We start from the raw sequence: 21,306 nt of genomic DNA, 5'->3' as shown, positions 1-21,306 counted from the left end.
TCGCATTATTTGCATTTGAAAAGAAATTCGAACCAAACTGGATCATTAATTCGAGCCGCATCAACATTCCAGTGATCATCTAACGAAAGACGTCCGGTTACATATGAATGATGTCTTTATTCCGTTACACATCTGTACAGCATGCTCCTAATCAAGACAGCCGTGTTTTCACAACAGAATATCGATTATGGGCTCTGAAATGAATCAGAATGAATGCACGTGGAGGAGGCTGTAATGATGGCAAAAAAAGAGGTTGTAGCGATGCTGCTCGCCGGAGGGCAGGGGAAACGATTAAAGGGATTGACGAAATCACTGGCAAAACCCGCTGTTTATTTTGGGGGAACCTACCGCATTATTGATTTTCCACTGAGCAATTGCTCGAATTCAGGTATTGATACCGTGGGTGTGTTGACCCAATATGAACCACTTGTACTGCATTCCTACATCGGTATTGGCAGTGACTGGGACCTGGATCGTAAAAATGGCGGGGTTTATGTGCTTCCTCCCCATGAACGGGAAGATGGAAGTAACTGGTACCGTGGGACTGCTGACGCGATTTACCGTAACCTGAACTTTATTGAACAATTTGATCCCGAACATGTGCTGATTCTATCCGGTGATCATATCTATAAGATGGACTACGACAAGATGCTCCAGTATCACAAGGAAAAAGATGCCGATTGCACCATTTCCGTGATTGACGTGCCGCTGGAAGAAGCGAGCCGCTTTGGCATTTTGAATACGAATGAAGACTACAGCATTTATGAGTTCGAAGAAAAACCTTCACAGCCCCGAAGCACGCTTGCTTCCATGGGCATTTATCTCTTCAAATGGGATGTGCTGAAACGTTTCCTGATTCAGGACGAACAGCAGGCATCCACCTCCTACGATTTTGGTAAAGACATCATTCCATTGTTGCTTGAAAATGATAAATCTTTAGTTGCTTACCCGTTCCAAGGATACTGGAAAGACGTTGGAACCATCCGCAGTCTGTGGGAATCCAATATGGATCTTCTGGACGAGGAGACACCCCTGAATCTGAATGATCCGAACTGGCGTATTTTCACGCGCAACCCGAACCAGCCTGCTCAATATATATCGCCTGCAGCCAAGGTGCGCAATTGCATCATCAGTGAGGGCAGCATCGTGCACGGTGAGGTGAATCATTCCGTCCTGTTCTATGGAACTGAGGTGGGAGAGAACAGTGCAGTAATCGATTCCGTTGTTATGCCACGGGTCAAAATTGGCCGTAACGTGTCCATTCACAACGCCATTATCGCCGAAGGCTTAGTCATTCCGGATGGAACCCAGATTGCCCCCGCGCCTGAAGACGAGAGTGACATCTTACTGGTAGATCAGGAAGAATTGGAAAGACAATTGCGTCAAGGCATAGCAAATTGATTGACCAAAATGTTGGCAAAGGACGGTGCGCGGCATGAAATCACTAATTGGAGTTATTAACCTTGACCATGAACTGGAAGAATTGAAGGAATTGACGTACTTTCGCTGCGGAGCCGCGGTACCTTATGCCGGGCGTTATCGTCTGATTGATTTTGTCCTGTCTAATATGATGAATGCGGGTATTGAGAGCATTGGTGTCTTTGTTCGCCGCAAATACCGTTCGCTGATGGATCATCTGGGTGACGGTAAGCCTTGGGATTTGGACCGCAAACACGGTGGCATGTTTATTCTTCCTCCGGATTGGAACGATCCAACGGACACGTCGCAGGGAGATTTGCAACATTTTCACAACAATCTGGATTTCTTCCACAGAGGCGCCGGGCAATACGTTGTGCACGCAGGCAGCCGCCATGTGACCAAGGCCGATCTTCAGGATGTATACCAGTATCATATTCGTAAGGGAGCTGACGTCACGCTGGTTTGCAAAAAAGTAGACCAAGTGCTGCCTGAGCATGAATCCTGCGTCAAAGTCGATCATGATGAAGATGGCAATGTGGTGGACATTCACCAATGTGCTGACCATACGAATATATATACGGAGATTTTCATCATGGAAAAAGAACTTTTCCTTAAACAGGTGCAGCGCTGCATTGAACATGGGGAGACTCATTTCTTCCGTGACGCCATCCTGAAAAACCCGAGTGGATTGAAGATTGCAGCTTATGCCTACGAAGGATATCATGCCGTAATTAACTCGATTGACAGCTATTACCGTAATAGCATGGATCTGCTGAATACAGGACAATATGAACAGTTGTTCAAAGAAGATCCCGTGCAAACCAAAATCAAATACGAAGCCCCCGCCAAATATCTGGAATCGGCGGATGTCAAACATTCCTTGCTTGCCAATGGCTGCATCGTAGGCGGTGAAGTGCATGACAGCATCCTGTTCCGGGGTGTGCATGTGGCTAAGGGTGCGAAGATTAAGGGTTCGATCATTATGCAGAAATGTTATATTGGCGAGGGGACTGTGCTGGAGAATGTCATTCTGGATAAAGATGTGAAGCTGACCGGCGGGCAGACGTTAATCGGTGCCCCGTCGAACCCGTATATTTTAGCCAAAAGCACTATTATTTAAAGCCGAAATCTGTCCGATATCATCCATAACTATATATAAAAAAATAAAATCCTGCGGGTAAGTTTTCAGGTTCGTGTCTGTTTGAACGTATGAAGTGCTACCGTCAAAGTTGCTATGTTGGTGCAGACGCAGTGGAGGGAACGAAATCAATTCTGGAGAAGCGAAGCGTTCGCCTTTGTCTCTCCATTTCAACCTTGTAAAAGGTGATCAGGAAATGGAAGAGACAACAGCGATCGAAAGAATGATTCGTGACTGAAACGGGTGCTCGGCTCCAACGTCCAGCTTTAAAAGGTGTAACCGCATGCCTTCGAACTAGTCACGAACCGTCCTCACCCGCAGGATTTCACCGGGAGGAACCTACTTTTGTTTGACAACAAAGAAACGTTCAAATCGATCTTTCAACGGAATCTCGTCAGCAAACTGGGCAAACCAATTGAAGAAGCTACCAAGGAAGATGTGTACCATGTGCTCGGCAGTATGATTCGGGAATATGTGGGTCAGGACTGGGCAGCCTCGAATCAGGGATTCAAGCAGCGTCAGGATAAACAGGTGTATTACTTCTCGCTGGAGTTTCTGATTGGACGTCTGCTCGGTAACAATCTGCTAAACGTAAATGAGCTGGAACTGGTTCGTGACAGTCTGGCGGAACTTGGCTTTTCACTGGAATGTATTGAGGAACAGGAAGCAGATGCAGGGCTAGGCAATGGAGGACTCGGAAGGCTTGCTGCCTGTTTCCTGGACTCCTTGGCCTCACTTGGCTATGCGGGACATGGATGTGGTATCCGCTATAAATACGGTCTGTTCGAGCAAAAAATTATTAATGGTAATCAGGTAGAATTACCTGATAACTGGCTGGATAAGGGCAATGAATGGGAAGTTCGCCGTCCAGACAAAAAGGTGGAAGTTCAGTTCTGGGGCCGGGTTGAAGCCTATGAGCAGGATGGACATTACCGTTTCGTGACAAAGGATGCTGAATCGGTTGTTGCCGTACCGTATGATGTGCCCGTTATCGGTTATGGCCAGTCCCATGTGAACACATTACGGTTATGGAGTGCGGAGCCGAAACGGGAGACGTCATTGGACACCCCATCGAACTATTACGGATACCTGGATTACAGCCGTTCCGTGGAGTCGATCTCGGAATTCCTGTACCCGGATGATTCCCAATACGAAGGTAAGTTGCTACGTTTGAAACAGCAGTATTTTATGTGTTCCGCAGGAGTGCAGAGCGCGCTGCGTACATTTAGCAAGCTGGGACTGTCTTATGACCGCTTGCCGGACAAAGTGGCCTTCCATATCAATGACACCCATCCTACGCTGGTCATTCCCGAACTGATGCGAATTCTAATGGATGATAAAGGCTACGGCTGGGATGAAGCGTGGGATATTACTACCCGCACGGTATCTTATACCAATCACACGACACTAAGCGAAGCGCTGGAAAAATGGCCTGTATCCATGGTCAGCAAGCTACTGCCACGTATTTATATGATTATTGAAGAGATTAATAAACGGTTCTGCGGGTTGCTCTTAGATCGTTATCCGGGTGATGACGAACGAATTGAGCATATGGCGATTGTTGCGAATGATCAAGTTCGCATGGCACACCTTGCCATCGTAGGAAGTCATAGTGTCAATGGTGTGGCTGCACTGCATACGGAGATATTGAAAGAGCGGGAGATGGCGCCGTTTTATGCCCTGTACCCTGAACGTTTTAACAATAAAACCAATGGTATTACACACCGTCGCTGGTTAATGCATGCCAACCCGAAGCTGTCGAATCTTATTACAGAGACGATCGGCAATGAATGGATCACGGAACCAGGCAAACTGGAGCAACTGGCTGATTACGCCGATCAATCCGCGTTCCAGGAGCAATTTCGTGCAATCAAACGAGATAACAAAAACCGTCTGGCGTCCTACATCCTGGATCACACGGGTGTACCCGTTGACCCGGATTCCGTGTTTGACGTGCAGGTGAAAAGGCTGCATGGGTACAAAAGACAGCTCCTGAACATTCTGCATGTAATGCATCTGTATAATAAGTTGAAAAGCGATGCGTCGTTTGATATGGTGCCGCGTACGTTTATTTTTGGAGCAAAGGCCGCGCCAAGTTATTATTTTGCCAAGAAGATCATCAAACTGATCAATACGGTGTCAGATACCGTGAATCGCGATGCAGCGGTAAATGACCGGTTGAAGGTCTTTTTCTTGGAGAACTATTCTGTCTCGCTTGCCGAGAAAATTATCCCTGCGGCAGATGTCAGTGAACAGATCTCGACAGCGGGGAAAGAAGCCTCGGGTACAGGTAATATGAAATTTATGATGAATGGCGCACTGACGATTGGCACGATGGATGGGGCAAACGTGGAGATGGCAGAGCAGGTCGGTGAAGAGAATATGTTCATCTATGGCTTGCGTGCCGACGAAGTGCTGGAATATTATCGGAACGGTAACTACCGTCCGAACGAAATCGTGGATCAGGATGAACGTATTCGTGAAGTCGTGGAGCAATTGGTGCATCCGGGGGCATTCTGTTATCGGGATGGGGAGTTCTGGGATATTTATGACTCTTTGCTCGCACATGGGGATGAATATTTTGTATTACGGGATTTTGCAGCGTATGCTAACGCACATGTAGCGATTGATCAAGCGTATCGTGATGTTTCGGATTGGACTCGCAAGGCTGTGCTTAACACAGCACATTCAGGCATTTTCTCCAGTGACCGGACAATCAGTGAGTATGCAACCGATATATGGGGTATTCATCCTGTGTCCGGGCACTGGAATGGTTAGTGTAGAGAAGAAGCATGTTTAAAAAAATAGAACTGATAAATTAGCTTTTAAATTAGCTTTACAAACGGAAGTTCACTCTCTCTTGTTTGATGTCTGCGCCTGGCAGTGGGAAGTTCGCTGCAGGGCTGCGGACAGGAACAAGAGATTTTTGTTATGAATACCATAAGTTCGCATTCAGCATCAAAAAATGCTGGGGCATTTCAGTCATACTTAGGGAAGAAACAAACCAGCACGGAAGACAAAGTAGACTACATATCACGCAAATGAATAGGAGACGGGACATATGGATCACTATGCACGTATTCAGCTTGCCATCGAGCATCTAGAGAAGCATCTGCAGGAGCCTTTCAACATGAAGGATGTATCGGCGGCCGCCAGTTTTTCGGCATTTCATTTTCAACGTTTGTTTCAGGCAATTACAGGTTTTACTGTTCTGGAATACTTGCGCAGACGAAGACTAACGGAGGCTGCTTCGACTTTGAGAAACACGGCGCAGGGTGTACTTGAGATTGCCCTTAGCTATGGTTATCATTCGCAGGAAGCCTTTACCCGCGCTTTCGATACGCACTTTGGTATCACACCGGCGCGGTTTCGCAAGCTGGAGCAGAAGGCTTTAACAGAGGAATTCATGCAACACCGTATTGATTTTAATGAATATCGTTTACGGCTTGGCACCGCGTTCCATATGAATCCGCCACGCATGGTGACGCTGGAGCCGATCCGGATCATTGGATATGAATATAAGACCAACCTGAATTCAGAGCAACATTATACAGAGATTCCCGGATTCTATCATGAATTTGGGCGTGAGCAGAAGTTTATGAACATTCCAGAGCGAATTCGCCCTGATATGGCGTATGGTGTTGCGGCTCATTTTCAGGAGGATGGGGAATTTTCATTTATCGTTGGCGAAAAGAGCTCAGGAAGCGGTGATTCCTTAGAACCCGGATATACCTATCTGGAGATTCCAGGCGGGCTGTATGCCGAGTTTACAACCGAAGGCTCAGAGCAGGATGTGCGCAAAATGATCTACGGAAGCTGGCTGCCAGCTTCCAAGTATGAGCGCCGGGAGGGGCCGGACTTTGAAGTGACCGATGTGTGGAAATCAACACCTGAGCGGTTAGACATGAAGATCTACATCCCGATAAAATAGACCTTACTGCTTATATGGCGGGAAAACAAGGTCAAGAAAGACTCGAAGCTGATCGCGTGCTATGATTGCGGTTTCGGGTCTGTTGTCTTTTTGTATAAAACCTGAGTTCAGGTGTTTATAAGGGTTTCTTTTCGGATAAAACATATTAACGGGTGAATTGCTTCACAAGAGAAGAAAGCGAGGTGGGTGTTATCGTTTGGTGGAAGGAAAGTGTGGTATACCAGATCTATCCGAGTAGCTTCAAGGACAGTGACGGAGACGGATATGGCGATTTGCAGGGGATTTATGAAAAGCTTGATTATTTGCAAAAACTCGGCGTGGATGTCATCTGGCTGTGTCCTATCTATGATTCACCAGGTCATGATAACGGATATGATATCCGAGATTACTACGCGATTTTACGAAAATACGGCACGATGGAGGACTTTGACCGGCTACTTGCCGAAGCGCATAAGCGTGGGCTCAAGATCATGATGGATCTTGTGCTAAATCATACTTCGGATGAACATGCCTGGTTTGCGGAATCCCGTTCTTCCAAAACCAATGCAAGACGCGACTATTACATCTGGCGTTCCGGTAAAAACGGGCAGGTGCCGAACAACTGGGAGTCTTATTTCGGGGGTTCAGTATGGAAGCATGATCCGGAAACGAACGAATATTACATGCATCTATACTCTGAGCATCAACCCGATCTGAACTGGAATAATCCGGAGATGGCTGAAGAAATGTACGAAATGGTACATTGGTGGCTGGAAAAAGGGGTGGATGGCTTCCGCTTTGACGCAGTTGCCCATATTGCCAAAGCCGATGGCTTGCCAAATGCACATAACCCGAACAACCTGCCTGTGGTGCAGGCATATGAGCTGTTTTCCAATCTGGAGCAGGTACATTCCATCCTCCGCAAGTTGAATCAGATGATACTGAAGCCATACGGCCCGATGACGGTGGGTGAAACCTCTGGGCTTGGGCCTGAGCAGGCTCTAGCTTATGTAGGTACGGATCGGGATGAATTGAATATGGTGTTTCAGTTTGAGCACATGTTTGTGGATGCTGAATCCTCTGGTATAGGGAAATGGAATTACAAACCGTGGAAGCTGACAGAGCTAAAAGAAATCATGAGCCGCTGGCAGACGGTGCTGCACGGGCGGGGCTGGAACGCCAACTATATGGGCAATCATGATCAGCCGCGACCTGTGTCCCGTTTTGGAGATGACGGAAAATACCGTGTGCGTTCTGCACAGATGCTGGCAACCTGGATGTTAACGCTGGAAGGCACGCCGTACATCTATCAGGGAGAAGAGATTGGCATGACCAACGTAGCGTTCCCTGACATTGACCGATACCGGGACATCGAAACTAAAAATTATTACAATCACTATATCGGGCAAGGGAAATCCAAGCATGAGGTGATGGAGGCGATCTGGCTGAAAAGCCGCGATAATGCACGTACACCGATGCAATGGGATGAATCCGAGCATGCCGGTTTTACGGCAGGTAATCCTTGGATTGAAGTGAACAGCAATTATAAGGACATCAATGTGGCGGATGCGGAGACGGACCCACATTCCATTCTGCATTATTACCGAAAATTAATCACATTGCGCAAGCAAAATCATGTGTTAATCTATGGCTCGTATGAACTGCTTTTGCCGGGTGACCCGGAGATTTATGCGTACACACGTACACGTGATGATGAACAATGGTTGATTCTGATGAATTTCAGTGCAAATGAACCAGAGATGGCATGGCCGGAAGGCTGGAATGTAGAAGACTGCAAATTAATGATCGGCAACGTGAGCAGACGTTATTCTACGGATGAAGGAGCTATCTTGCTCCAGCCGTATGAAGCAAGGGTGTATTGCAAAAAGCGTACAAGCGGCGAGTAAGCAATGCGCAAGCGGCGTGTGGAAGTGATCATTCTGTATTGCTGGCTGACGAACGTAACAAGAATGGCAGTTTTGCGCTCGTGGAGCGTTCTGAATTATAATTAATAACATAAATTCTCATTATAAGTTGAATTTTTTTGTTCACACAGCAACGGAGAGGACAACTTATATTAAAGTCAGGAGGAATATGAATTGTTGAATATTACGTATCACGGACACTCCAGTGTACAACTGGGCACAGAAAATAAATCACTCATGATTGATCCGTTTTTGCGTGGCAATGAGTTAGCGGTAACTAAACCAGAGGACATCAAGACGGATGTTGTCCTGTTGACACATGCTCACATGGATCACATTCTGGATGCGGAACCGATTGCCAAAGCCAATAATGCCAAAGTGGTGGCGATTGTGGAATTGGCTACATATATGTCGTGGAAGGGGCTGGATACCCTTGGCATGAATATGGGCGGTACGGTGGATCTGGAATTTGCCAAAGCGAAAATGATTCAGGCATTCCATACGTCCGGTATTGTGCTGGAAGAGGAACAGCGCATTATGTATGCAGGTTTGCCTGCGGGATTTATCATTGATATCGGTGGTAAAACGGTTCTACATGCTGGCGACACAAGCCTGTTCGGCGATATGAAGATGATTGGGGATCGGCATCAAATCGATGTTGCATTCCTGCCTATTGGTGGACATTATACGATGGGGCCTGAAGATGCACTACAGGCAGCGGAATGGTTTAACGCCAAATTGACGATTCCCGTTCATTACGATACCTTCCCTGCGATTCGTCAGGATGCGGAGCATTTTGTAGAGCAACTGGCTTCCAAAGGATTAGAGGGTCGTGTGCTGGCCCCTGGTGAGTCCATTTCACTGTAACGATGTTCACATATTCAAACAAAAAGACGAAGCGGAGTTGATCCGTATCGTCTTTTTTTGCGTTCTCATTCTCGTGAATAAAGACTGCTATCAGTGGATTTACGAAACGTGAGTTCAAAATTAGTTGTTACAGAGTAACTATTTATGGGGAAGTTGTAGAAGAGGTACATCAACCAAATTTCCGTTTCAACTTGTATATACATGTTTACTTATGTAATATAGATGAAGAAGCTAACAGGTGGGTTAGATAAGAGCAATACGACATATTGGAGGCGTTAACATGAGTTCAAAACATAAGGAGCCGTCCACATGGTGGAAGAAGTCAACGGTATACCAGGTATATCCGAAGAGTTTCAATGATACAACGGGATCGGGAACGGGGGACATCCGGGGGTTAACCGAGAAGCTGGATTATTTGCAGCACTTGGGGATCGACATTGTTTGGCTGCAGCCCGTATACGTATCCCCGCAGCGGGATAATGGGTATGACGTAGCAGACTATTACCGCATCAACCCTGACTATGGAACGATGGAAGATTTCGATGGATTGCTTGCCGAGTTGAAAGCGCGTGACATGAAGCTGATGATTGACATTGTGGTGAATCACTCCTCAACCGATCATGAATGGTTCAAGCAGTCTCGTTCATCGAAGGATAATCCTTATCGGGATTATTACATATGGAGAGACCCCGCGCCGGACGGTGGTGTACCGAACAACTGGCAATCCAAATTTGGTGGGCCAGCGTGGCAGTATGATGAGCAGACCGGACAATATTTTCTAACGTTGTTTGATCAAACGCAGGCAGACCTGAACTGGGAGAATGAAGAAGTACGCAAGGCTGTACGCGACATGATCAAGTTCTGGGCGGAAAAGGGAGTCGATGGATTCCGGATGGACGTCATTAACCTCATCTCCAAAGACCAGCGTTTCCCGGACGACGATGGCAGCGTGTCGCCAGGCGATGGACGCAAGTATTACACGGATGGACCGCGCGTGCACGAGTATATTACGGAAATGTACGATGAGGTATTTGGACCCTATAACATGGTGACGGTGGGGGAGATGTCCTCAACCACGCTTGCGCACTGTATTCGTTATTCCAATCCGGCTTCAAGAGAGTTCTCGATGACCTTTAACTTCCATCACCTGAAGGTGGATTATCCGGATGGACAGAAATGGGAGCTCATGCCATACGATTTTGAATCCTTGAAGCAACTGTTCAGTGAGTGGCAGACCGGAATGCAAGCTGGTGGCGGCTGGAATGCGCTTTTCCTGAACAACCATGATCAACCTCGTGCGTTATCCCGTTTCGCAGATGATGGAGAATACCGTGTGGAGAGTGCCAAAATGCTGGCGACGACTCTGCATGGATTACAAGGTACGCCTTATGTCTATCAGGGCGAAGAGATTGGTATGCCCAATCCCGTTTGGAATGATATTAGCGAGTTTCGCGATATTGAGTCCACGAATATGTATCGTTTGTTGCAGGAAGAGCGGGGCAAAACGGCCGAAGAGGCTTTCCATATTGTGAAGGAGCGTTCCCGGGATAATTCCCGAACACCGATGCAGTGGGACGGTACGGCTAATGCTGGATTCACAACCGGAACACCTTGGCTCAAGGTGGATGAGAGATATCCGTCCATTCATGTGGAAGAACAGATGGCCAACCCGGATTCCATCTATCATCATTACCGGAAGTTGATCGCTCTGCGCAAAGAGGTGGATGTGCTGACTGACGGTTTGTACGAACGGTTGGATGATGCGCACCCGGAGGTATTTGCATACGCACGAACCAATGGGAACGAGACATTAGTTGTGGTGTCAAATTTCCGCAAACTGGATACAGCATTTCAAGTTCCTGAAGCGGTCTGGAACAACCATATTGCAGATAAATCACCTGAGCTGCTTATCAGTAATACCGAAGTTAAACCTGAGCTGAAGCAGCAAATCACGCTCAGTCCGTATGCCTCTTATATGTGGCTAATCAAGCAGTAACAGAATAAATTCCATTTTATAAATAGGAAGTGACACTATGGCAATCGATAAAAAACAGGTCGAAGAGATCGTCCGGGCCGTCGGCGGCAAAGACAATATTGAAGCGGCGACACACTGTGTGACACGGCTACGGTTTGCTCTATATGATGAGGACAAAGTGGATACAGAGCTTCTCGATCAGAATGATCTGGTGAAGGGGCAGTTCTCCTCTCAAGGTCAATTCCAGGTCGTCATCGGACCAGGTCTGGTGGATAAAGTTTATGAAGAGATGATTCAGATTACCGGAGGCGAACGGTCTTCCAAAGATGATGTGAAGGCAGCCGCGGGCAAAAAGCAGAATCCGTTGCAGCGTGCGATCAAAACGCTCTCGGACATTTTCATTCCGATCTTGCCAGCAATCATTACCGCGGGTCTGTTGCTCGGGATTAACAACATTTTGACAGGCCCCGGTATCTTCTTTGATGGAAAATCATTAGTGGATGTGTACCCGGCATGGAAAGACCTTGCCTCCATCATTAATACCATAGCAAGCACTGCGTTTACATTCCTGCCAGCTTTGATCGGTTGGTCAGCGGTGACCCGATTCGGCGGCAGTCCGCTACTCGGGATTGTGCTGGGTCTGATTCTGGTACATCCCGATCTGCTGAGTGCATATGGTTACGCTGATGCGGTGAACAAAGGCACGGTTCCGACTTGGAATCTGTTTGGCTGGGAGATTGAGAAGATCGGTTATCAGGGTCAGGTTCTACCTGTATTGGTATCGGCTTATCTGCTTGCCAAGATGGAAATTTTCCTGAATAAAAGAGTGCATGATTCTATTAAATTGCTGGTCGTAGCTCCTGTGACATTGCTGGTTACCGGTTTTCTGGCATTTACGATTATCGGACCGGTTACATTTGCAATTGCAAACGCCATCACATCCGGTTTGATTTACATCTATGATTCGTATGCTGCGTTAGGTGGTTTGATCTATGGTGGTCTGTATGCGTTACTTGTTATTACCGGTATGCACCATACGTTCCTTGCGGTAGACGTACAGCTGATTGGTAGCCAAGGTGGTACTTTCCTGTGGCCAATGCTGGCTTTGTCCAATATTGCGCAGGGTTCGGCAGCACTTGCGATGATGCTGGTATTACGTGAGAAGAAAATGAGGGGGCTTGCAGCAACCTCGTCCGTATCCGCTTTCCTCGGTGTGACCGAACCAGCCATTTTTGGTGTGAATATTCGTTACCGTTACCCGTTTATCTTCGGTATGGTCGGTTCCGCCATTGGTGGTGTACTGCTTACGATGAATAATGTTCAGGCCACATCCATCGGTGTAGGCGGTGTGCCTGGATTCCTGTCCATTTTCCCGGATAAATGGGGCGTGTTCTTTATCGGTATGGCCATCGTTCTGGTAGTTCCGTTCCTGTTGACCGTTGTGTTTGGACGGGCGAAGTTGAGAAAAGAAGATCAACTTACGGCGAAGGGAGGGTCGGCTTCGGGAATCACATCCACTGAGACAGCAGCAGGAACAGAGATGGCTGAACGTAATCGTAGTGCAGCGAAGCCTGGAAATGCATCTGCCAAAACAATCGAAGTCATGGCGCCATTGACGGGTACAGCGGTACCGCTGGAGCAAGTTCCTGACCCGGCTTTTGCTGAGAAACAAATGGGTGCAGGCATCGCAATCGAACCTTCGGGGAATCAAGTGGTTGCCCCGTTTGATGCAAAAGTGGCACATGTGATTAAGAGTAAACACGCGGTTATATTGGAACATGCGAGCGGACTTCAAGTGTTAATTCATGTCGGCATTAATACGGTATCACTTAAAGGTGAAGGTTTCTCTATGTACGTAGACACGGGTGATCGCGTGAGAGCCGGGGAGAAGCTGCTTGAATTTGACCGAACCGTCATCGAAAATGCGGGTTATCCACTCATTACGCCTGTCATTATCCCGGATGGTCAGGATATGGTTGAACGGGTTGAAACGGTGACAGGAGATGTCACTTCAAGTCAGAACGGCGTTCTCAAAATTTATCTGAAAGGATAAATTGATATTTGCTTGTAGTCAAAAGGAGCTGTGAAACCTACAGCTTCTTTTGGCATTTACAGGTGTGATTTTCCATAGGCATCATGATAAAATAGTTATGTGATCAAGTAATTACAAATTTTGATAATAAGTCGAAGTGGGCACGTTTGGCGTTTAAGTTGAATGTCAGTCATACGGAGAAAAAGCAGTTCATACAGTGGGTGTACAAGGAGCGTTCCTAGTCAAATGATAAGGAGGAGAGCCATGACTCGGGTAGCGGTGATGGTCATTCATGGACTGGGTATGCAAAAAGAAGACTACGCTGACAAGCTGATCGCTTGCTTGAGCAGAGAAATGGAACGTGTCATGGTGCTGCCAGGCGCCGCGAAACAGATGCTCGATATTGAACCCGTCTTCTGGGCCGACGTGTTCGAGGAGCGAGAAGAGGCTTTGTTTCAACAGTTGGTTCGTTCACCGGGATTAAACTACCAGGCATTACGCCGTTTTGTCATTCATTATCTCGCCGATGCGGTGGCATATCAGCCCGTAGAGAACCAAGGACATCATTATGATGCCGTGCATCGAACGCTACATCAGGCCATGCACGTTCTCGCACAGCGTAATGGGCCAGAAGCGCCGCTTTGTGTCGTCGCCCATAGTCTCGGAGCTGTCATTGCAAGCAACTTTTTCTATGATCTGCAGTATCCGTCATCTAATCGAATGCCGGAAATTGTGGATGTGAACTCGGCTTTGGAGCGTGGAGATACGCTGACCAATTTTTACTCCTTTGGCACAACACTGCCGCTATGGAGTTTGCGCTATGAACATTTCAGCCGGCCCATTCAGGTGCCTGCGCCGCAAGCCACGCATCACTTTCCACGACTGGAAGGGGAGTGGGTTAATTTTTATGAAAGCAACGATATTCTGGGCTATCCGCTACGTCCTATCGATCCGGCTTATGCGTCGGCTGTGAAGGAGGATATTAAGGTTCACGTCGGTGGACCAGCTACAAGTTGGAATCCACTGAGTCATGGAGGGTACTTTACCAGTGAGCATATGAACCGCAGAATCGCTCAAGGGTTAGCACGAACATGGACATGGGTAAATCGCTCAAAGTAACAGCGTGTTATAAGAGGCAAATGAAGGAGGAAATATCATGGAATGCAGGACGGGATGTGCCGCATGTTGTATTGCCATATCCATATCATCACCGATTCCCGGCATGCCTGAAGGCAAACCCGCGGGAGTGCGATGTATCCAACTGACGGACGATAATCGTTGCGGTATATTCGGTCAGGCGGGCCGCCCGGCGGTATGTAGTGGATTGCAGGCTGAGGAAGAAATGTGCGGCCGCACCAATCAGGAAGCATTTCATATTTTGACACAGTTGGAACGGCAGACAGCACCAGGCCTAAGGTGAAAGGACTTGTTTGATTATAGAAGGTTAATTATACTTAATATGGAATATTATTGATTATGAAAGGGGGATTAATAATGGATTGGATAAAACGTCTACTGAAAGTGGTTGGCCATATGATGAGCGATCTGTGGATGGGGTCTTATCGCCGCAACTCCGATCATTATGATGAACAAGCTCCAAGTCCAGAAAATAAACCGAGATATTACACTTTTGTTGTTCTAGCAACGTTAGTCACGGTGGGTATAGTCGTTCTTATGTATAATCCAAAATACTGGTAGGTCATCAAGGGGAAATAATCAGAAAAAAGAGAGTATCCTGTGAATGCTGCAGCATTCACAGGATACTCTTTTTTTAGTTGTATATGATTAGGATCTGTCTGCAAGAACAGCAACAGAAGGCTTGGGCTCTCTAAACATAAAGAAGTACATCAGGGAAGAAATGACGTAGAGACAACCCGTAATGCTGAACGTAATCGCGTATCCCCAATAGGTTCCATATGTAGTAACCAGATATGACTGTACTGGTCCCATCGTAGCCCAACCAATCATAAACGAAGTTTGCATCATAGAGTTAGCTATCCCGCGGCGTTTATCCGAGATCCGATCCACTAATATGGCAGAATGAATTGGATTAGCAGCATTCATGAGGGCTTGTCTGAACAAAAAGCTGACAGATGCAATGAAAAGCAGGTTCGTAAAACCTGTGAATAACAGGAAGGGCAGCGATAATACTTGAAAAATAACTACGGCTCGTACACTGCCAACTTTGGCAGCTAACGTTGGGCCAATCAGCATGGATACAATGGTCATAATCTGACCGAGTGCAATCAGGATGCTCATGCCGCTTAACGATACGGCGAAGCGATTCGTAAAATACAAATTCAGATAAGGCACAACGAGCCCTGATCCTAAGCCGATCAGCAACTGTGTCACAATAAACTGACCAATCAGCTTGCTATCTCTTTTTTTAATACGTGTGTCATCATCAATGGGCAATGGTGTAATCACAGCACGAGTAAGCTCTGCTTCAGCCCCCCGAACAGAGTGTTGGCGAGGCTGAAGCTGTTTCGGTTTTAGATCTGTCCGAGACTCCTGATTCTCGGTTACAAAAAGCAACGGAATAAATGCCGCTAGTGTCGCAGCTCCGCCCATAAATAGTACCGTCTGCAATCCGGTGACTTTGGCCATGCCGGCAGAATGAAGCACGTCTGCAAGCACGCCTCCGCCCAGACTGCCAAGAACCTGAGAAGCCAGCACCAAAGAGGAATAATAACTGAACATTTTGAGGCGCTGGCTTTTTTTGACGTTCTCTGCGAGATAAGGAATGGCAAGTACCTGGAAAACACCAGCAAACAGGCCGGAAAATACAGCAAACCAAATCAACCCGCTCGCGGCATAATCGAAGGATCGTCCGATTAGAAAAGCACCGCTGAATAGCGCCCCGATAATCAACAGTTTTTTGCGGCTGAACTTGTCACCGCCAAATCCAATAGGAATGAACATAATTGCTGTAGCAAGAGATTGGATACTGACAATTTGGCCATTCATGGTGTCATCGTAACCTAAGCCTTGAATGTACAGATTATAAAGAACCGAGAACATGCCGTTTCCGATCTGATACAGCAGACTTGCCAGAAAGAACAGTTGAATATTGCGAGACCACCCGCCAATTTCAACATGAATCTGTCGTAAAGCTCTCAAGTAACTCCCTCCAGTCTGCCTGTGCAGTGATACCAGTGTAACAGGAAAGGCAGATTTTCGGAAGAATTGACCACTGTTTATTTTGTTGCAGGGGTATCTGTGACACGAGCAATCACAAATCCATCATATCCTTTACTGCCTACGGTTTGTAGTGCCGTGGCTTCAAGATGGGGGTGATTTCCGATGCATTCGAGAAAGGTTCGAACCCCTTGAACTCTTGCGTCTTCACTGTCGGAGTGAATGACTTCCCCATCCCTGACAATATTATCTCCGATGATCAAGCTTCCTGGTCGTGTCAGACGTAAAGCCCATCTCAGGTAATCCGGATTACTCGGTTTATCAGCATCGATGAAAATCAGATCAAAGGGTTCAGGGTACTCTTCCTTTATATCGGGGAGGGAGGTTAGTGCGGGGCCTACTCGAAGATCTACTTTGTGCATTAGTCCAGCTCGGGTCAGATTGGCTTGTGCAATTTCCGCATGTTTAGGTTCTGACTCCAGCGAAACGATTCGTCCATGGTCTGGCAGAGCTCTGGCCATCCAGATGGTGCTGTATGCACCTAGAGTTCCAATCTCCAGTACGCGCGAGGCCCCCTGTATTTTCAGCAATAGCTGAAGGAACTTTCCTTGATTCGGTGTGACATCATGTGACGGTAGTCCTGCTGCAGCATTGGCTTCAAGTGCAGCTTCCAAGTCTTTGTCGTTTGGAATAAGAAGGCTGTTGATATAATGATCGACCTCATTCCAACGGGCCGGCTGGTTAACCTTGCTATCGTTCAAATCATACTTACTCATTACACATCTTCCTTTCTATGTTGCTGAATTAATATTTCTTATAATTCAACTATAGAGGTGGTTAACGTATAAATAAAATATATATTTTGTATGTTAATATATAAATAAGTTATATAATATGATGGTTAAAATTCTGGATCAATATTCCAGTAAGCAAGGAAGAGGCGAAAATGTATGAACTTGCATGGATTACGACTGTTTCACGCCATTGTGAGGTACGGCGGAGTTACCCGGGCTGCGGAAGAATTGAATATCAGTCAACCAGCGGTATCTTCTCAGGTAAAAAAGTTTGAGCGTGAACTAGGCATAGGGCTGTTCTGTTCCGAAGGGCGAAAGCTTGTACTCACAGATGCAGGAAAACAATTAATGGAATATGCCGAGCGTTTGTTCATGCTGGAACAGGAAGTGGAACAATTTGTAGAGGACATGAGGGAGGGGAAAAAAGGACTGATTCGCCTTACCGCGACTTATCTGCCGTCCAATTTTTTGCTGCCGCGTTGGATTGCCACGTTTAAGCAGACACATGAGGAGGTCGAGCTTGTCGTAAGCACAAGCAATACACAGATGGCTTTTGACCAGTTGCTTCGTTATGAAGCCGAGATTGCGATATACGGAGGAAGTGGAGTCAGTCATCCGGGTGTGCATTGGGATAAGTTATTCGAGGATGAAATGTGGTTTGTGGTGCATCCGGATCATCCGTATGCAGGTCAAAACATTACATTGCACGAAATGATGGCTGAGCCATTCATTATGCGTGAGAAAGGCAGTGCGACAAGAGAACGACTGGCTGCCTTGTGTACGACCAATAACCTGCCCTCTCCACGAATAACACTTCAGTTCAACGGATTGAACGAAACGATTAGTGCAGTAAAGGCAGGATATGGTGCCAATTTCATCTCATCCCTTGTTGTAAGAGAGGACGTTAATCAAGGCAAACTTGCCCGTGTATATGTACAAAACGTACAGTTACAGAATACGATTGCCATCTGTACACGGGCAGGAGAACAGTTGTCGCCAGCGGCAAAACAATTGGTTCAATGGATCAGGCAAGAAGCACTTGCCATGCATTCTTGAATAAATTGTTCAATATTGTGAACGTGTTTCAGCAGCACATAATCGCAAGATGTCCTCTCACTCAGGATTACGATGTAGCTCCAGCTCTTTCCCCCAAGACGCGAATCTTGCTTGAAATGTAACACCGGCGATGACCAGTACAGGAATCCAGACCGCTATTAGAGGCATATGATGGAAAAGCAATGCTGCGACGATGACCCCGCCGAGATAGATCACAACGGCACCTGCTCGCAGGTAGGCGTCAGTGGACAGTGCTTTGGGCAAGGAGCGGATATTGGCATGTTTTAACCGATGAAGGATGCTTACAGCATCTTCAATCACGGCTGCCAGATTATTGGTGAGCACCGTTGTAGAGATTCCCGCAATACCAATTCTTCGGGCAGCCGTTGTTTGCATCCCCATGGCGACCGCAAGCAGTACAATTAACAGATAAGATAATGGCTCGGAAAAGGGACTGATCATAAGGAGTGCAAACAGCAGAAGCAGTATGCTTTCAACGGAGAATACGGCAGTAACACGCGGGGACCAGCCATTTATGGTTTTGGTCTTTCCAAGCATATGTGCCGCGATTGCATTCCCCGCAATAAACCCGATGAGGGCAAGCAAAGAACGCAGTACGACAAATTCCTGAGCACGGGCAATCGCGATGCCTAGCAGTACAATATTTCCTGTCATATTGGCTGTGAGTACATGTCCAAGCCCTAGATATCCGATGACATCGACCATACCGGCGGACATGCAGAGCAGTAACATGGCGTATTTCTGGAGGTGATTGTGATTCATATTTTCCCGTCCTTTCAAGCAAACATAACTTCTCCAGTATACAGCTATTGTACCGCCTTCTTCAAAACGAAATCTGAACCAAAGCGGCACACGTACATTTCTAAAATTCGTTTATTCATGTCAGATGTTTTATAATGTTATAGAAGACATGTCATAAGACCAGCGTTCGTACGAACGTATATATGTTGGTTATCAAATCATAGAGGTGTCAAAAGAAAGGAAGAAACTGATGATGAATGCTCCGCATCCGATTGACCAGTTCAAGAAATTCAAATACGAAATTACACGATTTATGATGATTTATAAATTTGCGTTGGATCAGATGGAAACTAAGATTGAAGTGCTCAAAGAAGAGTTCCAGTCCCTTCATGACTATAGTCCGATTGAGCATACCAAGTCGAGATTGAAGTCTCCCGAGAGCATTATGAATAAAATGTTCCGTAAAAATCACGAGCTGACGTTTGAAAGCATCAAGGAGAATATTAAAGATATTGCCGGTGTGCGTATTACATGTTCGTTCATTTCTGATATTTATCGAATTAAGGATATGCTTTGCAACCAAAGTGACTTGCGTGTTCTCGAAGTGAAAGATTACATCCAAAATCCGAAACCGAACGGGTATCAGAGTTTGCATCTGCTTGTTGAAGTTCCGGTATATATGTCCAATGGTGAGGAACGTGCCTGTGTGGAAATTCAGATTCGTACGATCGCGATGGATTTCTGGGCGAGTCTGGAACATAAAATCTTTTATAAATACAACAAAGATGTTCCGGAACATTTGACAAGAGAATTGAAGAATGCGGCGGATTCTGCCAACGCATTGGATCACCAAATGGAACGCTTGCACCGTGAGATCCAGGAGATCAAAGACGCCGAGAACGAGCGGGATGAAGAGGAGCTACGCCGCATTATTATTAATAACCAGCAGTTTACCTTACCGAACAACTTGCTAAGATTGCTTGGAGGCGGAGAGGACTAAGAATGGGCACTAGAGCACAATCTGAAGGCAAAGGAAATGTTTTGGATGAAAAGTAAACCTGCGTCATTACACATCCCTGCTACGCCGCGAGTGAGAATGGCGCTAATTCTTGGGACGCTATCCGCCTTCGGACCGCTGTCTCTGGATATGTATCTGCCAGCCCTGCCAACGCTGGCGGATGAATTCGGCTCGTCCACTTCGTACGCTCAGCTAAGCCTGACAGCATGTATGATTGGGCTTGCGCTGGGCCAGCTGCTTGCGGGACCATTAAGCGATGTGAGAGGTCGCCGCATACCGCTGATTGCAGGACTTGTGCTATATACGATTACGTCGATATTATGCCTTGTCAGCCCAACGATGGGCTCGTTTGTTGTGTTACGTTTTATTCAAGGATTGGCCGGAGCGGCGGGGATCGTCATCGCGCGAGCGGTGGTGAGGGACGTATACGAGGGGCCAGAACTAACCCGGTTCTTTTCTTTGTTAATGCTTATTAATGGAGTGGCACCTATTGCAGCACCAATTATAGGTGGACAAATCCTTACGTATACTTCATGGCGAGGCGTTTTTATTTTGCTAAGTCTTATCGGTGCGCTCGCGCTTTTCGCGGTCATCTTTGGTTTGGGGGAGACGCTTCCGACACAAAAAAGATCGAGCGGGGGGCTTAAGCAGACGTTGCTGACGTTTGGCAGCATAGCGAGGAATCGCCGTTTTATGGGTTATGCTCTAACACAAGGTTTCGCAATGGCAGGCATGTTCGCTTACATATCGGGATCACCATTTGTTCTTCAGAAAATATACGGAGTATCCCCTCAAATGTTCAGTATATGTTTTGCCATTAACGGATTAGGCATTATTTTTGCCAGCCAGATTGCAGGTCGGCTTGCCGGTAAGGTATCGGAGACACGGCTGCTAATCGCCGGATTACTTATGGCGGCTGTCGGAGGAACTTCTTTACTTATTGCGATCCTTGCTGGAGGCGGGCTGATTTCAGTTCTAATCCCCCTATTTATGGTCGTGTCCAGTGTGGGGTTGATTAATACAGCATCGTTCGCGCTGGCTATGGCGGATCAGGCGAAAGCTGCTGGAAGTGCATCGGCGTTGATTGGTGTTATGACCTTTCTGTTCGGTGGACTCGTAGCTCCCCTTGTTGGTCTTGGAGGAGAACATACGGCTGTACCCATGGGAATTGTGATTGCATGTGCTGATCTGGGGGCATTGTTCTTGTATTTTGTCATGATCGGTAGAAGCAAACCGAAACAGACCATTTCTACAACTCCATAGTGCTTTGGT

17 protein-coding genes are annotated in these 21,306 nt (G+C 46.8%); 14 read left to right on the top strand and 3 right to left on the bottom strand.

The features are described from left to right. Positions 1 to 237 precede the first annotated feature (237 nt). The 11 genes from J2T16_RS05420 (at position 238) to J2T16_RS05370 (ending at position 14,964) form a co-directional block, all read left to right on the top strand. The gene (locus J2T16_RS05420; protein ID WP_336122822.1) at positions 238 to 1,401 is read left to right on the top strand and encodes a glucose-1-phosphate adenylyltransferase; all 1,164 of its coding nucleotides are present in this window, start codon (positions 238 to 240) and stop codon (positions 1,399 to 1,401) included. A 34-nt stretch (positions 1,402 to 1,435) separates the two neighbouring features. Beyond that, positions 1,436 to 2,539, top strand: a complete 1,104-nt coding sequence (glgD, locus tag J2T16_RS05415) for a glucose-1-phosphate adenylyltransferase subunit GlgD (RefSeq protein ID WP_154958800.1) — start codon at positions 1,436 to 1,438, stop codon at positions 2,537 to 2,539. Positions 2,540 to 2,902: 363 nt separating this feature from the next. Further along, the gene (locus J2T16_RS05410) at positions 2,903 to 5,335 is read left to right on the top strand and encodes a glycogen/starch/alpha-glucan phosphorylase (RefSeq protein ID WP_154886191.1); all 2,433 of its coding nucleotides are present in this window, start codon (positions 2,903 to 2,905) and stop codon (positions 5,333 to 5,335) included. 283 nt (positions 5,336 to 5,618) lie between these two features. Further along, positions 5,619 to 6,488, top strand: a complete 870-nt coding sequence (locus J2T16_RS05405) for an AraC family transcriptional regulator (RefSeq protein WP_499017926.1) — start codon at positions 5,619 to 5,621, stop codon at positions 6,486 to 6,488. Between the two features lie 182 nt (positions 6,489 to 6,670). After that, entirely contained in the window at positions 6,671 to 8,374 is a 1,704-nt protein-coding gene (locus J2T16_RS05400) for a glycoside hydrolase family 13 protein (protein WP_499017925.1), read from the top strand. 192 nt (positions 8,375 to 8,566) lie between these two features. After that, entirely contained in the window at positions 8,567 to 9,259 is a 693-nt protein-coding gene (locus tag J2T16_RS05395) for a metal-dependent hydrolase (protein ID WP_154886188.1), read from the top strand. Between the two features lie 280 nt (positions 9,260 to 9,539). Continuing rightward, a complete protein-coding gene (gene treC, locus J2T16_RS05390; protein ID WP_123063769.1) occupies positions 9,540 to 11,255 on the top strand; it encodes an alpha,alpha-phosphotrehalase in 1,716 nt (571 codons plus the stop codon). 37 nt (positions 11,256 to 11,292) lie between these two features. Beyond that, positions 11,293 to 13,287 (top strand): PTS system trehalose-specific EIIBC component, encoded by a 1,995-nt coding sequence (gene treP, locus J2T16_RS05385; protein ID WP_123063768.1) that lies wholly within the window; start codon positions 11,293 to 11,295, stop codon positions 13,285 to 13,287. Positions 13,288 to 13,530: 243 nt separating this feature from the next. Then, positions 13,531 to 14,385 carry a chemotaxis protein gene (locus J2T16_RS05380; RefSeq protein ID WP_123063767.1) on the top strand — a complete coding sequence of 285 codons (855 nt, stop codon included), beginning with the start codon at positions 13,531 to 13,533 and terminating at the stop codon, positions 14,383 to 14,385. Between the two features lie 37 nt (positions 14,386 to 14,422). Then, positions 14,423 to 14,686, top strand: a complete 264-nt coding sequence (locus tag J2T16_RS05375; protein ID WP_123063766.1) for a YkgJ family cysteine cluster protein — start codon at positions 14,423 to 14,425, stop codon at positions 14,684 to 14,686. Positions 14,687 to 14,760: 74 nt separating this feature from the next. Continuing rightward, entirely contained in the window at positions 14,761 to 14,964 is a 204-nt protein-coding gene (locus tag J2T16_RS05370; protein WP_123063765.1) for a hypothetical protein, read from the top strand. A gap of 87 nt (positions 14,965 to 15,051) precedes the next feature. Here J2T16_RS05370 and J2T16_RS05365 read toward each other — a convergent pair whose 3' ends face one another. Further along, positions 15,052 to 16,386 carry an MFS transporter gene (locus J2T16_RS05365; RefSeq protein ID WP_499017924.1) on the bottom strand — a complete coding sequence of 445 codons (1,335 nt, stop codon included), beginning with the start codon at positions 16,384 to 16,386 and terminating at the stop codon, positions 15,052 to 15,054. A 77-nt stretch (positions 16,387 to 16,463) separates the two neighbouring features. Continuing rightward, the gene (locus tag J2T16_RS05360; protein WP_123063763.1) at positions 16,464 to 17,180 is read right to left on the bottom strand and encodes an O-methyltransferase; all 717 of its coding nucleotides are present in this window, start codon (positions 17,178 to 17,180) and stop codon (positions 16,464 to 16,466) included. A gap of 174 nt (positions 17,181 to 17,354) precedes the next feature. Here J2T16_RS05360 and J2T16_RS05355 point away from each other — a divergent pair, with 174 nt between their 5' ends. Beyond that, positions 17,355 to 18,254, top strand: a complete 900-nt coding sequence (locus tag J2T16_RS05355) for a LysR family transcriptional regulator (RefSeq protein WP_499017923.1) — start codon at positions 17,355 to 17,357, stop codon at positions 18,252 to 18,254. Positions 18,255 to 18,311: 57 nt separating this feature from the next. Here J2T16_RS05355 and J2T16_RS05350 read toward each other — a convergent pair whose 3' ends face one another. Continuing rightward, on the bottom strand, positions 18,312 to 19,037 hold the full coding sequence (locus J2T16_RS05350; RefSeq protein ID WP_499017921.1) for a YoaK family protein: 726 nt from the start codon (positions 19,035 to 19,037) through the stop codon (positions 18,312 to 18,314). 232 nt (positions 19,038 to 19,269) lie between these two features. On the opposite strand from J2T16_RS05350, the gene J2T16_RS05345 reads away from it, so the two are divergent. Both J2T16_RS05345 and J2T16_RS05340 read left to right on the top strand, forming a co-directional pair. Then, positions 19,270 to 20,016: a GTP pyrophosphokinase gene (locus J2T16_RS05345; protein WP_123063813.1), complete on the top strand. Its 747-nt coding sequence runs from the start codon at positions 19,270 to 19,272 to the stop codon at positions 20,014 to 20,016. Positions 20,017 to 20,061: 45 nt separating this feature from the next. Next, entirely contained in the window at positions 20,062 to 21,297 is a 1,236-nt protein-coding gene (locus J2T16_RS05340; protein ID WP_123063761.1) for a multidrug effflux MFS transporter, read from the top strand. Positions 21,298 to 21,306: the final 9 nt, after the last annotated feature.

The sequence above is a fragment of the Paenibacillus intestini genome (genome assembly GCF_030803945.1).
GTDB lineage: Bacteria > Bacillota > Bacilli > Paenibacillales > Paenibacillaceae > Paenibacillus > Paenibacillus polysaccharolyticus.
This window is presented reverse-complemented; position numbering and strand designations above follow the sequence as displayed.